9 protein-coding genes and 1 tRNA gene are annotated in these 15,728 nt (G+C 40.3%); 9 read left to right on the forward strand and 1 reads right to left on the reverse strand.

Features of this window, described 5'->3' with window-relative positions; translation table 11 throughout:
• The first annotated feature begins 24 nt into the window (after nt 1–24).
• Both IT6_RS01535 and IT6_RS01540 read left to right on the forward strand, forming a co-directional pair.
• Nucleotides 25–1,617, forward strand: a complete 1,593-nt coding sequence (locus tag IT6_RS01535; RefSeq protein WP_242524277.1) for a peptide ABC transporter substrate-binding protein — start codon at nt 25–27, stop codon at nt 1,615–1,617.
• The gene (locus IT6_RS01540; protein WP_134440105.1) at nt 1,614–2,153 is read left to right on the forward strand and encodes a thioesterase domain-containing protein; all 540 of its coding nucleotides are present in this window, start codon (nt 1,614–1,616) and stop codon (nt 2,151–2,153) included. Before IT6_RS01535 ends, IT6_RS01540 begins: the two co-directional genes overlap by 4 nt.
• On the opposite strand, the gene acnA is transcribed toward IT6_RS01540, so the two are convergent.
• The gene (gene acnA, locus IT6_RS01545; protein WP_206827121.1) at nt 2,127–4,880 is read right to left on the reverse strand and encodes an aconitate hydratase AcnA; all 2,754 of its coding nucleotides are present in this window, start codon (nt 4,878–4,880) and stop codon (nt 2,127–2,129) included. The two genes, IT6_RS01540 and acnA, sit on opposite strands and share 27 nt — an antisense overlap.
• A 111-nt stretch (nt 4,881–4,991) precedes the next feature.
• Here acnA and IT6_RS01550 point away from each other — a divergent pair, with 111 nt between their 5' ends.
• From IT6_RS01550 to treS, 7 genes are all read left to right on the forward strand, one after another.
• Entirely contained in the window at nt 4,992–5,714 is a 723-nt protein-coding gene (locus IT6_RS01550; RefSeq protein ID WP_134440107.1) for a metal-dependent transcriptional regulator, read from the forward strand.
• A gap of 37 nt (nt 5,715–5,751) precedes the next feature.
• The gene (locus IT6_RS01555) at nt 5,752–7,065 is read left to right on the forward strand and encodes an Nramp family divalent metal transporter (RefSeq protein ID WP_206827132.1); all 1,314 of its coding nucleotides are present in this window, start codon (nt 5,752–5,754) and stop codon (nt 7,063–7,065) included.
• Between the two features lie 81 nt (nt 7,066–7,146).
• Nucleotides 7,147–9,117 carry a 1,4-alpha-glucan branching protein GlgB gene (gene glgB, locus IT6_RS01560; protein WP_206827134.1) on the forward strand — a complete coding sequence of 657 codons (1,971 nt, stop codon included), beginning with the start codon at nt 7,147–7,149 and terminating at the stop codon, nt 9,115–9,117.
• Nucleotides 9,095–10,543 (forward strand): HAMP domain-containing sensor histidine kinase, encoded by a 1,449-nt coding sequence (locus tag IT6_RS01565; protein ID WP_206827137.1) that lies wholly within the window; start codon nt 9,095–9,097, stop codon nt 10,541–10,543. The genes glgB and IT6_RS01565 overlap by 23 nt, the downstream gene beginning before the upstream one ends.
• An 18-nt stretch (nt 10,544–10,561) precedes the next feature.
• Entirely contained in the window at nt 10,562–11,953 is a 1,392-nt protein-coding gene (locus IT6_RS01570; RefSeq protein WP_206827139.1) for a sigma-54-dependent transcriptional regulator, read from the forward strand.
• A 186-nt stretch (nt 11,954–12,139) separates the two neighbouring features.
• Nucleotides 12,140–12,221, forward strand: a tRNA-Leu gene (locus tag IT6_RS01575).
• 76 nt (nt 12,222–12,297) lie between these two features.
• Complete coding sequence (gene treS / locus IT6_RS01580) at nt 12,298–15,666, forward strand: maltose alpha-D-glucosyltransferase (RefSeq protein ID WP_206828423.1); 3,369 nt, start codon at nt 12,298–12,300, stop codon at nt 15,664–15,666.
• The last annotated feature ends 62 nt before the right edge of the window (nt 15,667–15,728 follow it).

Here is a 15,728-nt window from a genome sequence, read left to right on the forward strand (position 1 = left end):
GATTTTTCCTTGAATGGCCAAAGATTGCTGTTTTTTTTTATTTCCTCCCTTTTGTTGGCAAGTTTCCTATTTTTTCTAGAAGGATGTAATTCTAACCCAGCGGTCAATCGTATCGTCATTGTCAACGGTCCAGAACCTGAATCTCTTGATCCCCAGGTCATTACAGGGCAACTGGAAGGAAGAATCGTAAATGCTCTTTTTGAGGGACTCACTACATGGAATGCTAAAGGTGAAATTGTTCCCGCCGTTGCCGAAAAGTGGGACTGTTTAGAGGAAGGAACGCTCTACCGGTTTTATTTACGGAAAGCCTATTGGAACAATGGCAAGCCGGTTGTAGCCAATGACTTTGTTCTTTCATGGGAAAGAGCCCTTAACCCCAAGCAGGGATCTCGATATGCAGATCTCTTTTTTTGGATTAAGGGAGCTAAAGATTATAATGAAGGGAAAATCAAGGATTTTTCTTCTGTTGGCATAAAAGCCTACGGCGATACTGTCCTGGAAATAAAACTCGACTATCCCATTCCTTTTTTTCTTCAATTGGTTGCTGAACCGGTTTTTTTTCCCCTACCCATGGATACAATAAAAATCTATGGAGAAGATTGGATAAAAGTTGGTAATATGGTTTGTAATGGTCCTTACGTTCTTAAAGAATGGAGAATTAATGATCGGATCGTACTTAAAAAAAATCCTTACTATTGGGGACAAACCACTATCCAAACTCCAGAGCTAGTCTTATTGACGACATCTAAAGCCTCAACAGCTTTCAACCTTTTCTATTGTGGCATTGCTGACATCATCCTGGATAAAGGTCTTGTTCCTACCTTTTTTTTAGATAAAATTATCCATAAATCCTATTTTCACTGCTCTCCAATTTTTGCGACCTATTTTTATAGGATTAACACCCAACGCAAGGCGCTTAACGACAGCCGTATTCGTCGTGCCCTAGCCATGGCTATTGATAAATCCCGTATCGTAAAAATAATCACCCGTGGAGGAGAACTTCCCGCCGGATCTATAACTCCTCCAGGAGTTCCGGGTTATGTTTCACCCACAGGACTACCTTATGATCCAAAAAGGGCACAACAGCTACTTGCCGAAGCGGGCTATCCGGGTGGCAAAGGATTTCCTCCCCTATCTATTCTTTATAATTCAGGGGAGTTAAATGAACAGATCGCCACAGAAATTCAAGCGATGTGGTATCAAAACTTAGGGATACATGTGGGATTAAGAAACCAAGAATGGAAAGTTTACCTTAATTCTCTTTCTTCCCTGGACTTTGACATCGCTAGGTCAAGTTGGGTGGGAGACTATGCTGATCCCACAACTTTCCTTAATCTTTTTACAAAGTCTTCACCTAACAATGAGACAGGATGGTTCAACGAACACTATGAAGCTCTTATGCATAAAGCAGAAAAAACGGTCGATGAGAAACTCCGGTTCCAGATACTCCAGGAAGGAGAAAGAATTTTAGTTGAAGAAGAACTGCCTATTATTCCACTTTATTTCTATTCGGGTATTCTACTCTATGATCCTAACAAAATTGGGGGCATAGAACCTAACTTACTTGATGAACATCCTTTCTCAAAGCTCTACCTTAAAAAACCACCCAACCCATGAAAATTGGTTTTTATGGTCTTGGTCCTGCCTCTTTTCCCTACGTTAATTACAGTCTTGCCCGGTTAAATGAAATCCAACTGGCCACCGTTTTTCCTCCTCTATCCTCACTACGACTCTACTCTATTTGCTGTCTTATCGAAAAAAAGACTGAACCCCTTATTCTCTTTGGTTACAGCCGAGGAGCGATTACGGCATTGAAGTTATGCAAGATCCTGTCGCACAGGCAAAAAACAATTCAATTCCTTTATCTCATCGATCCAATCTCCTATTATAGGCAAAGAATTTGGATTCCAGAGAACGTGGAACAAGGCTTTGCCTGTTTTCAAAGAAATGGAGCAAGAACACCGTTCCTTTTCGGTCAGTTTGGAAAAGGAGTTAGGGAGTACCTCTGTAAAAACCCCTTGAAAGTTCGTTTTGAGACTGAACAAGTTAGGGTGCTCAAAAATGCCCAACCCGCAATGCATGAAGACATGGTTCATTATTGTTTTTTTGAAGCAAAAATAACGCTTCTATCTATCCTTAGAACTGCTGTTTAAGAACCGATTCAATATATAAGCCAAAATGCCACCTTGAACGTAATAATTATATTCAGCTTCATTATCAATCCGGCATATCAATGGAATCTTTTCAAACGACCCATCTGTTCTTTCTATTTCAAGAAACACCCTTTGACCTGGTTTGATAAAATCCTTACTCTCAGGTATGGAAAAGAGTTCTGTTCCATCAATTTTCGCCGTTTTTACACTTTGTCCCTTTTCAAACTCAAGGGGCAATACACCCATCCCGATCAAATTACTTCTATGAATTCTTTCAAAGCTTTCCGCAATGACTGCTCTGACTCCCAAAAGCCGCGTCCCTTTTGCTGCCCAATCCCTTGAGCTTCCTGAGCCATATTCTTTTCCAGCAAATACAATTAAAGGCACTTTCTCTTTTTCATAAAGCATAGCTGCATCATAAATAGACATCTCCACCCCATCGGGCATGTGCCTAGTATAGCCTCCCTCTTTGCCTTGAACCATTAAATTTTTCAATCGCACATTACCAAAGGTGCCTCTTACCATGACATGGTGGTTACCCCGTCTAGAACCATAACTATTAAAATCCTTAAAAGAAACTCCTTGGTTACTAAGATAGCTGCCCGCAGGAGACTTTAAGGGAATTACCCCTGCCGGGGAGATGTGATCAGTGGTTATGGAATCTCCTAAAATACACAAAGCTCTGGCTTTTACTATGGGATAAGGTTTAAGGGAATTACCCTTTAAGCTCTCTTCAAAGAAAGGGGGATACTGAATATAGGTATTGTAGGGATCCCATGAATAGAGATCGCCTGTTTGGTAATCTATAGCTTCCCATGACCGATTTTCTTCTAGAAATTCAGTGTAAAGTCTTTTAAAGGCTTCGGGACTGATCGTTTTTGCCAAAACCTCCTGAATCTCTGATGATGAGGGCCAAAGATCTCTTAAAAAAACCTCTTTAGCTTGCCAATCTTTTCCTATGGGCTCTACCCAAAGGTTTTTGAGCACAGATCCAGCCAATGCAAAGGCGACAACCAGAGGGGGAGACATAAGAAAGTTTGCTCTCACCAGGGGATGAATCCTCGCCTCAAAATTTCTGTTACCCGAAAGAACACTGGCAACGATTAGATTGTTATCTTTGATGGTTTGCTCAATCTCCTCTGAAAGTGGCCCACTATTACCAATGCAAGTTGTACATCCAAAACCAACGATTGCAAAACCAAGCTGATCGAGATACTTCTGAAGACCGCTTTTTTGAAGGTAATCTTCGACAACTCGTGAACCAGGAGCCAAAGAGGTTTTTACAAAACCCGGGACTTTTAATCCCTTAAGCACGGCCTTTTTGGCTAATAATCCTGCTCCAATCATAGCGAGCGGATTAGAGGTATTCGTACAACTGGTTATAGCCGCAATAACTACAGAGCCATCTCCAATTTCCTCAGTTTGTCTTTCTGTGACTTTCAAAAAAGGATAGGGAGCTACTCTATATCTTTTTTTAATGATTTCTGGCTCTTTCCCATATCCCTGTACAGAAGAAGGTTGAGTCAATAAAGAAAGAAATTTTTGGGGAAGCTCAGGCAGCGATAGGCGGTCCTGGGGCCTTCGTGGGCCCGAAATGGAAGGTTCAACAGAATCTAAATCCAGTTCAACAACGTGAGAATAAAGGATATCCTCAGGATTTTGAGGAACACCAAAAAGATGTTGAGCTTTATAAAAATGTTCAACTAAAGAAACTAAATTTTGTTCCCTTCCTGTCTGCTTAAGGTATAAGAGCACCTTTTCATCAATGGGAAAGAAACCCATGGTTGCTCCATATTCTGGAGCCATGTTTGCAACAGTTGCTCTATCGGGAACGGATAAGAAAGGCACTCCAGGTCCAAAAAATTCCACAATCTTTCCCACTACCCCTTCTTTTCTTAACTTCTCGGTCAGAGTAAGAACCAGATCCGTAGCCATGACTCCTTCCCTAAGAGATCCAAGCAGCCGAACCCCAACTACCTCAGGTATAGACATGTAATAGGCTTCCCCAAGCATTGCCGCTTCGGCTTCTATCCCCCCTACTCCCCATCCCACTATGCCAAGCCCATTAATCATTGTCGTGTGCGAGTCAGTTCCTAGAAGAGAGTCGGGATAGATAAGAACTGAATTTTCTTTTTGTTGGCTCAAAACCCCTTGTGCCAAATATTCAAGATTGACTTGATGACATATCCCTAATCCTGGAGGAAAAATTCTCAATCGAGAAAAAGCAGATTGAGCCCATTTCAAAAAAGAATATCGCTGGCTGTTTCTTTCGAGTTCTTTCTCCAGGTTATATTCAAGTGCGTTCTTCACTCCAAAAGTATCTACCTGTATAGAATGATCAACCACAAGATCAACCGGGATAAGCGGTTCTACCTCTTTGGGATTTTTTCCTGCTTTATATACCGCAGCCCTAAGAGCAGCAAGATCCACCAAAAGAGGTACTCCAGTAAAATCTTGAAGTAAAATTCGACCCACATAAAACGGAATTTCCTCTTTCGAAACATGGGGCCAAGATAAAAACTTTTCGACATCTTCTTTTTTTGCTTTTTTGTCTAGATGATTCCGTAGAACCGACTCAAAAATAATCCTCAACGAAACGGGCAATTTTTTTAACTGAGGAAAAAAAAGGCTCTCAAAATCAGGCAGACTAACAAAGGAATAAGAAGTTTTTGATCCAGGAATCAAAAAATTCTTAAGTAACGAAGAAAGAGGAAAAAAAGAACTCATAGTTTTATAAAATTTATCAATAGTTTTATTTTTTAGTTTATAACTTTTTCAAGAAAAATCATTTTTCTTTTTCATAATTAGGATAAGCTAAATTAAACGCCAAGCTTATCCATGAAGAAAACAAAGACATATGAATCCATCGAACTGAGTTCTTCTCAAGAAGATTACATAAAGGAGATCTTTCATTTAGCTGAGCGGGGAGAACCTGTTACCACGCTGGCGCTTGCGCAAAAAATCGGAGTCAAAGCTGCTTCTGTAACTGAAATGGTAAAAAAACTGACCAAACTTGGGCTAGTCCAAAGAAAACCTTATTACGAGATTTCACTTACCGAGACAGGAATACGCATAGCTATGGAAATTTTAAGACATCATCGGCTTTTGGAAACGTTTTTAGTTGAAAAACTAGGCTACCAATGGGACGAAGTCCATGGAGAAGCTGAGAGACTTGAGCATGTCATCAGTGAGCAGTTTGAACAAGCTATTGCTAAACTTCTTAACCATCCCCTAAGGGATCCCCATGGAGATCCGATTCCTTCCCAGGAGCTGGTCATGCCTTTCGAAGAACAAGAGCAAGAGCTTGTTACGCTGGACAAAGGAGAAAAAGCTGAAGTAAAAAGAATTATTGCACAAGATCCACAATCTCTAAGATTTTTTAATACCCTTGGATTGCTTCCTGGAACCATGGTTGAAGTGCTCGAAGTCTCGGCAGAAGAAATAACCTTGCAAATTTGGGGAAAAGCCCCTCATCAAGCCTCTATCCCTCTTTTTATAGGGAAGAAAATCAAGGTTATTCCTCGGCAACTACCTCATAGGGAATGCTCAAAAGAGTTATAATTAAAACTCTTCGGTGTCCCTTTCTTTTTAGAGATAAATGAAGACTACCCAAAGAGATCTACCTGTTAAGCGCTCCACGGTCGATTCCTGGGTAATACAAAGAGCAAAAGAAATTCTCGAAGGTAAAGAGCCAAAAATCATAAACAGGCTTTTCCCCTTTATAGGCCCTGCTTTTATCACGGCTATCGCCTACATTGATCCGGGAAACTATGCCACAAATATCGAGAGTGGTTCGAAATTCGGATACAATCTGCTTTGGGTAGTTTTATTATCCAACTTGATGGCCATGTTCGTTCAATGGCTCTCCGCCAAGTTAGGGATGATTACGGGGAAAAACCTTCCCGAATGGATAAGAGATTGGCTTAATTGCCCCTTGCTCTGTTACTTTTATTGGATTCAAGCCGAAGTCATGGCCATAGCCACAGATATGGCTGAATTTATAGGAGCAGCTATTGGCTTTAAAATCCTCTTTGGTCTTCCTTTAATATGGGGAGCCCTTCTTACAGCAACGATCACTTCCTTGATTCTTTATCTTCAAAAGCAAGGCTTCAGGCTGTTAGAAATAACCGTGGGTTCTTTCGTCGGCATCGTTGCCATCTGTTACCTATTAGAGATCTTTATAGCCCATCCTAATAGTACAGCCATTCTTCAAGGAATTCTCGTTCCAGAGCTCAAATCTGGAGACAGCCTTTATCTAGCAGCTGGCATTCTTGGGGCTACCGTTATGCCCCATGCTATATATCTGCACTCCGCTTTAACCCAAGACAGAATCGTTACAACCGATTCCTTAAGCAAAAAAAAATTGCTCCAATATTCCCTCGTTGACGTTTTTTTAGCCATGAGCATCGCAGGACTGATCAACATGGCTATGTTAATCGTTTCTGCAGCTACCTTTCATCAAGAAAACGTCAGTCCAAATGGATTAGAAGCAGCTTACCGTACCCTTATCCCTATTTTGGGTCAATTTGCTTCTTTTGTTTTTGGACTGTCTTTGTTGGCTTCCGGGATTTCTTCATCAACTGTTGGAACACTGGCTGGACAGATCATTATGCAGGGATTCATCCATTTTAGTTTTCCGTTGTGGTTTCGAAGGCTTTTTACCATGATCCCAGCTATCTTTGCGATACTTCTAGGCATAGATCCCACCAAGCTGATGATCTTTTCCCAGGTGGTTTTAAGTTTTGGGATAGGCTTTGCCCTAGTCCCTCTTCTTCTCATTAGTCAGAACAAGAAAGTCATGGACAGTTTTGCTTTAGGTCCCTTAAGCTCTTTGATTGGATGGGCTATCGCCACCTGCATCATTCTTCTAAACCTATTTCTTTTAGTAGATTCAATTTTGAAAATCTTCTAAAATGACCAAAAATGGAATTATCTATTCCCTAAAAGTACACAATGCTAACCATCTTCAATTCCAGAGGGACATAGACCAAATATGAAAAAAATAACAAAGCCTCTTTTAGCTCCCTATAAACCCAAAGCCTTCAGCCTTTTTACTGAGTTGGATATTTATCTTTTTAAAAGAGGAAGTCACTATAACCTCTACGAAAAGTTAGGATCCCATCTTTTAAGTTATGAAGGGAAAAAAGGGGCCTATTTCGCTGTATGGGCCCCTAATGCTCAATGGGTTTCGGTCATTGGAAGCTTTAATGGATGGGATCCAAAAGCAAATCTGATGTCGTTTAGAGAAGATCAGAGTGGAATTTGGGAAACGTTTATCCCTGGTGTAACCAAAGGAGACCTCTATAAATATCACATCATTTCGAAAGCAGACGGCTCTGTCCACATTAAAGGAGATCCTTATGCCTTTTTATGGGAAATTCCTCCTAAAAGTGCCTCTGTTGTCTGGAACTTAGATTACACTTGGCTAGACAAAGATTGGATGGACAAAAAAGCTAAACACAACGGATTGAATTCTCCATGGAATATTTACGAAGTGCATTTGGGATCATGGAAAAGAAAAGCTGCCGAAAACAACCGTTTCCTCTCTTACCGGGAGTTAGCTCCCCTTTTAGCCAACTATGTAAAGGAAATGGGATATACACACGTTGAATTTCTCCCTGTCATGGAACATCCTTATTATGGTTCATGGGGTTACCAATCCTTAGGCTACTTTGCTCCAACCAGTCGTTATGGTCTACCTCAGGATTTTATGTTTTTAATCGATTATTTGCACCGCAATGGTATTGGAGTAATCCTTGATTGGGTACCTTCCCATTTTGCAACCGATGGACATGGTCTTGGAGTCTTTGATGGCACACACCTATACGAACATGCTGATCCTCGACAAGGCTACCACCCTGATTGGGGAAGCTATATTTTCAACTATGGTCGCTATGAAGTGAAGGAATTTTTGATCAGTAGTGCTCGGTTTTGGATTGAAAAATATCACATTGACGGATTGAGGATAGATGCAGTAGCTTCAATGCTTTATCTCGATTACTCAAGGAAACCAGGAGAATGGATCCCTAATAAATATGGGGGAAATGAAAATCTAGAGGCTATCGCTTTTTTGCGCACACTGAGCGAAACGCTTTATAAGGAATTCCCCGGTATACAGCTTATTGCTGAAGAATCAACGGCTTATCCCATGGTTACTCGACCTACCTATGCCGGAGGGCTCGGTTTTGGATTCAAATGGAACATGGGTTGGATGCATGACAGCTTATTTTACTTTTCCCTGGACCCCATTTTCAGGAAATACCATCAAAACCGGCTTACTTTTAGTGCCTGGTATGCTTTTCAAGAAAACTTTATTTTATCACTTTCTCATGACGAAGTGGTTTATGGCAAAGGTTCACTGTTGAGGAAAATGCCTGGCGATAACTGGCAAAAATTTGCAAACTTAAGAGCCCTTTTTTCGTACCAGTTCTTTTTCCCTGGACACAAACTCCTTTTCATGGGATCGGAATTTGGACAATGGGACGAATGGTATCATGAAAAGAGTTTAGATTGGCATTTGGCTTCTGAAGGGTTACACAGTCAGCTTTGTTTCATGGTAAAATCTCTGAATTTTATTTACAAATCTGAAAGAGCTCTTTACGAAAGCAATTTTTCACCAAAAGGTTTTTACTGGATCGATTTTTCAGACTATGAAAAAAGTATCATCAGCTTTGTGCGTCGATCCCTTGATAACAAAGAACACATTCTTTGCATTTTTAATTTTACTCCCGTTCCTAGGGAAAATTATCTCATTGGCGCTCCTTATCCAGGGTATTGGAGAACAATTTTTAATAGCGATGCACCCGAATATGGAGGTAGCGGAATAGGAAATATTCAAGGCGAAGAAGCAGCAAAGCTTGTATGGCAAGGTCAACCCTATTCGCTTTCTTTAACCCTCCCTCCCTTAGCCTGTATAGCCTTCAAAAAGACAATACACAAAGATGAAGATCAGCTGGAGAATTAAGGTCGCCACTTTGTTTTTATTTCTCATCGTGACCATTCTTGGTTTTGAGATGGTTTGGATCACTACTTTTTCGTTGAAAAACATCCAGCAGATACGGCTGTATTCTGAAAAAATCCACATCTTAAACGATATTAAGCTACTGGGCTATAAATTACTTAAAGAAACAGCTGATTATGTCGATGGCCAACAGCCATACGACAAAGCCGATTTTTTCCGATTCAGCCGCCAGATTGAACAAAAACTTACAGATTTGGCTCCTCTCTTTTCAGACAGAGAGGAAAAATCTACTTTTCTAATCGTTAAAAACCAATGGACAGATCTCCAAAAATCGAGTTTGGCTTTAATAAAATGCCTCGATGAAGAAAAAAATAGGGAAATAGTGAAAGCCAAAAAAGAAGAGCTAGAAAAAATAGGTTATTCCCAATTTGATAAATCGATTGAAGATTTTCAAAACAAAGCCTATATAAAGGCCATAGAAACCATAGAAAACAAGGAAAAAGAGTTAGTTCAATTTATCCGGACCTTACTGCCTTTAAGTTTTTTTTTTAGTGCCATTACCTTATGGCTTGTATATAGGTGGCAAAACCGGGGCATAACCCAGCCATTGCAAAGACTGATCGAAACGATTGAGAAAGCGATGGCGGATCCTCAAAAAATTCTTTTACCCTCTTTTCCTGGAGAAATAGGAAAGTTGTCAGAAGCCTTTGCTCACCTTTTTGAAAAGATTGACAGCTTTCAAGCTAAACTAATTGAATCCGAAAAAGCAGCTTCGATTGGTGCAACAGTTGCAGCGGTTGCACACGGAATTAAAAACCCACTTTCTAGTATAAGAGCTCTTGCAGAAGTCTCCCTCCTTCAAGAAAACCAGGATGAATCTTCAAAGGCAACCTTCAAAGAAATTATTAAAGAAACCGACACCCTCAATAAAAGAATAAACCATCTTCTTTCTTATACAAAACCTTCGGTGCCCAATCGATGTCTTACCCGGCTTAATGAGCTGTTAAATACTCTTCTTCCCAGTATTGCTCGAACATTACCCAAGGACATATCCCTCAACCTGAGTCTTGATCCTTCCCTTCCATTAATTATGATTGATCCCGCACAAATCGAGCAGGTCATCATTGAACTGATATCCAATGCGATTAACGCTTCTACAAAGGGTGGAGCCATAACAATATCTACCTTTTATTATCCTACTCCCGTTGAAAAAGTCGTTCTAGAAATCATCGATCAAGGTAAAGGTATTCCTCCTTATGCCCAGGACAAGCTATTCCAGCCCTTTTTTACGACTTCTGCTCAAGGTAGCGGTCTTGGACTGGCGATAGCCAAAAGATATACGGAACAAAATGATGGGATGCTCACCATAAAAAGTGTTGAGGCTAAAGGCACAACGGCAAGAATTGAATTTAGAGCAGCTAAGAGCTAAAAATGAGTTAAAAAGCCTATGAGTCTTTCGATCCTTCTTGTTGAAGATGAAAAAAATTTTGCCCTTTCCTTGAAACGTTTTCTGGAAGGTAAAGGTCAAGAAGTATATGTGTGTTTCGATGGAGAGAAAGGATTCAATCAGTTTTTAGAGCTAAATCCAGAGGTTCTCCTCGTTGACTGTCGTCTTCCTGGAATGGGAGGGATAGAGCTGCTTAAAAAAGCCAAAGAACTCAATCCCGATCTTTACTCTATCGTTTTTACCGCTTTTGGATCTATTGAAGATGCAGTGGAGGTGATGAAATTAGGATCTTTTGATTACATTCAAAAACCTATTGATCTGCAGAGGCTTGGACAACTGATCTTAAAAATCGAAGAAAATGTAAGGTTAAAAAGAGAAATCGACTACTATAGGAAAAAAGAAGAAACTTCCCTTATAGGTTCTTCACAAGCCATCGCTCAAGTCAAAGAGTCGATCCATAAACTTGCTTCTTTATCCACCACCAAAACTCCACCAACAGTTCTGATCACCGGAGAAACGGGCACGGGAAAAGATGTTGTGGCCCGGCTGCTTCATAGGCATAGTTCACGCAGCAAGAAACCTTTCATCCATGTTAACTGTATTTCTTTACCTGAAAATCTTGTTGAAGATGAGCTCTTTGGACACGACCAAGGAGCTTTTACAGGAGCTAAAAACGCCAAGCCAGGCTTAATGGAAGCGGCTGATGGAGGCGCCCTATTCCTTGATGAAATAGGAGATCTTCCCTATAATTTGCAAGGTAAATTATTAACCGCACTCGAAACCAAGAAAATTCGTCGGCTTGGAAGTGTCAAAGACCGGAAAACAGATGTCTGGATTATTGCTGCAACAAACAGAAATCTTTTCGAGAAAGTCAATCAAGGTAGTTTTCGACAAGATCTACTCTTTCGGCTCAACGTCGTTTCAATCTATTTGCCCCCTCTAAGAGACAGGAAAGAAGACATACCTGATCTTTGCCATCACTTTCTTAAAAAATTTTCCATCCACTACGGGAAAAATATTGAAGGGTTCAAAGAGGAAGTGATCGAAATTTTTCTCCGGTACAGTTGGCCTGGAAACGTACGGGAACTTTCTCATAAAATCGAACAAGCTGTTTTATGGTGCGAAGAAAATCTCATTAGCCTCAAACATATAAGAGCTGGAATCAAAAATGATTTTAATGAAATTCCCTCCCCAAAGGGGGATCCTATAGAGAAAAGAACGATCGTCGAAGAACTCCTTCAAACAAAAATTTCTTTAAAAGAACTTGAGTCAGAACTCATAAAATTAGCTCTGGAAAAGACCGAAGGCAACCTATCCCAGACCGCCAAGCTTCTTGGGGTAACGCGAGATTGGTTACGATATAGAATGGAAAAGAAATTACTGGATGCTTAAAAACAACCCGTTTTGCACTTGCTTTTAGCACTTTTTTAGGATAATAAAAACCGCTAGTAAAAGTAAAATGAGGGTTGGATTCTTCTTTTAACTTTTTTGAAAAAGTCTTTTTTTTAAGTCTATTTTTATTAAAAGAAAAAGGGTTGTACGAAAAACAAAGTTTTTTAGTACAAAGACAAAACCGATGCACTCGTGGCGGAATCGGCAGACGCGCAAGCTTGAGGTGCTTGTGGGGTTACCCGTGGGAGTTCGAGTCTCCCCGAGTGCACTTTTTATTTCTCATAACTTTGCTTTTTAATAAATAATTTTCCCTTTTGCTGAATTTTCCTCAATCTGCATCACCCATGGAAAACCCTCGATTAGATGAAGAAAAAAAGAAAAATTTGCCTTTGGAAAAATCAGTATATTCCCCACCCCCTTTATGGTGGAAAGAGGCGGTCATTTATGAGGTTCATGTTAAATCGTTTTTTGATGGGAATAACGACGGTATAGGGGATTTTTTAGGATTAACCCAAAAATTAGATTACATTCAATCTCTTGGAGTTAATGCAATCTGGTTATTGCCTTTTTATCCTTCGCCTTTGAAGGATGACGGATACGATATTTCAGATTACTGTTCTATTCATCCGGATTATGGAGAGCTCAAAGATTTCAATACGTTTTTAAATGAAGCCCATAAAAGAGCTTTAAGAGTTATCATAGAACTTGTCATAAATCATACTTCAGATCAACATCCTTGGTTTCAAAGAGCAAGGGTATCTCCTCCGGGAAGTCTGTACAGAAACTATTATGTATGGAGCGATAATCCTGAAAAATACAAGGAAGCTCGAATCATCTTTAAAGACTTCGAGTCTTCAAACTGGGCTTGGGATCCTGTAGCTAAGGCCTACTATTGGCACCGGTTTTATTCTCATCAACCTGATTTAAATTTCGACAATCCTGAAGTGAAGAAAGAAATTTTTAAAATACTCGATTTTTGGCTTAGCATGGGAGTTGATGGCTTACGATTGGATGCCGTTCCCTATCTTTTTGAAAGAGAGGGAACAAGTTGCGAAAATCTTCCTGAAACTCATAATTTTCTCAAGGAACTGCGAAGCTACGTTGATAATCATTACGAAAATCGAATGTTGCTTGCCGAAGCCAACCAATGGCCTGAAGAAGCCGTTGCTTATTTTGGCAATGGAGATGAGTGTCACATGGCTTTCCATTTTCCATTAATGCCCAGAATATTCATGGCGATGCGGATGGAAGACAATTATCCCATTGTTGATATTCTGGAGCTTACTCCCCCTATACCCGATAACTGCCAGTGGGCGACTTTTTTACGGAACCACGATGAGTTAACCCTTGAAATGGTGACTGACGAAGAAAGAGATTATATGTATAGGGTTTATGCACTGGAATCCCGGGCACGCTTAAATCTTGGAATTCGAAGAAGGCTTGCCCCACTTCTTGATAATAACAGGAAAAAAAGAGAGCTTATTTTTATGATCCTCTTTTCGCTCATGGGTTCCCCAATTATTTACTACGGTGATGAGATAGGGATGGGAGATAACATTTATCTAGGAGATCGGAATGGGGTAAGGACTCCCATGCAATGGTCAGGGGAAAAAAACGGGGGATTTTCAAAAGCTAACCCTCAACAGCTTTACCTTCCCCTTGTTATCGATCCAGAATATCATTACACAGCGGTAAATGTGGAACTGCAGCAAAACAATCTCTCTTCTTTTCTTTGGTGGATCAGGCGTGTGATAGCCATGCGCAAAAAATATTCGGCTTTTAGCCGAGGAACCATTGAAATGCTCAATCAAAACAATCCTAAGGTGTTAGCCTTCATTAGAAAACACAACCAGGACAGTATTCTTGTAGTGATCAACCTTTCTCGCTTTACTCAAGTGACAGAAATTACGCTGAGCAACTACCATGGATACATTCCCACTGAAATATTTGGCAAAGCTTCCCTGCCCAAAATATCTGAAAACCCTCTTCTCTTTGTGTTATCGCCCTATGCCTATTTCTGGTTTTCTCTCAATCCTGCCGATGAATCTTCCCCCAACCGCCTGCAGCGATTCTCCAGCATATCATTGGAAAATATTCCATCTCCGTCATTCTGGCTGAGCATGGGAGGCGAAAGATTTGCATCCCAAATCATACCTTTATACCTATCGTTGTTTAAGTGGTTTAATTATCTGGGCAAAACACTTCTAAGGGTTGAAGTCAAGGAAGCAATAGAACTTAACACGTTGCGGTTCCTAGGCGGAGACATCCAATTCGTGCTCTTTTGGTTTTATTATGATACAGGTAATCCTGAGCCTTTCATCCTGTTTTTGAAATCTGTTTATAAAAAGGAGGCCGAAGCTATAGAAAAGATAAACCCGCAGTGGATCTTTTGTAAATTCAAGGAGAATGATCAGGAAGGTATCCTTATCGATGCCATGCACGAACCTACTTTTCGTTCATGGATTCTTGATTGGATAGCATCAGCCAGGCAGATCAACTTGGCCGAAGGCAAACTCATATCCAAGCCTTCTCCAAAACTTGAAGAGCTTCTCAGTAAAGGAAAACTGCCTGTCCAATCCCAGATCCTTCCTGAAATCCAAAGAAACTTTTTGGTCAACTTCGAAAACAAAATAATATGCAAATTTTACAGGCCGCTCAATGAAGGGATAAATCCTGAGATTGAAATTCTGGAATATCTGGAAAAGGAAAGTTCAGTTCCCTTTTTTCCCAGTTACCTGGGAAGAGCCGAATTTCTTTCTACAGATAAAACAACTTATTCTTTCTGCCTTATTCAGGAGTATGTCCCCAATCAAGGAGATGGTTGGCAACTGACGGTTGATTCTCTTAGTCGATTTTTTGAAAGAGTGGTAGAGGCCAAAGCCCTATTTTTTTCTCCAAGCGATCTTCTTAAAGTTCCCTCCCTGAATTGGCCTGCTGAATGCAAAGAGATCTTAGAAGGAACGTACTTTGAAAAACTTAGGCTCATTGCAGAAAAGACGGCTTTAATGCACAACTGTCTTTCAAACCAACCCCATCATCCCGACTTTTCAGCTGAGCCCATTAACCCTTGGTATCAACGCAGCCTGTTTCAATCAGCGATGGAATACCTCCTGCGCATTCAAAGAAGGCTATCAAAAAATGAAAAGGAAAAGAAGAGTGAGCCCCTATCAAAGTTTCTTGAAAAAATCAGTTCTATTGAAGATCAACTTCATCAGATCCTTATTCCTGGAAATTATGGGCAAAAAATCCGAATTCATGGAGATTTTCATCTACAACAACTCCTTTATACCGGAAAGGACTTTGTCATCATCGATTTTGAAGGAGAATCTGAACTGCCCTTTAGCCAAAGAAAACTTAAGAAAACGGCTTTCAAAGATGTAGCCAGCATGATTTTTTCTCTTTTTTTGGCTGCTTATTCAGCTCTCGACGCCTCCCTATTGATCTCTCAAGACAGGTTATGGCTTGAAGAAATAGCTCTTTGCTGGCATCGATACGCGGCTTCGGTATTTGTTAATCGCTATCTTGAACTCATTCGTCCAGATCTTATCCCCGCTGAAAAGGAAGCAAAAGAAAGATTGCTTTATTTTTGCATGTTGGAAAGAGTTCTTTACGAGATAGAATACTCCTTGAAAAGATCTTTGCTAAAAGAAGTATCAACTTTGTGTAAAGCTGTGCTTTCTTTTATGAATTATCCTTTAAATCTTGTTGAATGAAGGGGTTGTGAAGAGCTAACCTGGTTGACAAGGCTAGCTGCCTTGTTAGAAAGGATTGTTTC

Source organism: Methylacidiphilum caldifontis, assembly GCF_017310505.1.
GTDB lineage: Bacteria > Verrucomicrobiota > Verrucomicrobiia > Methylacidiphilales > Methylacidiphilaceae > Methylacidiphilum > Methylacidiphilum caldifontis.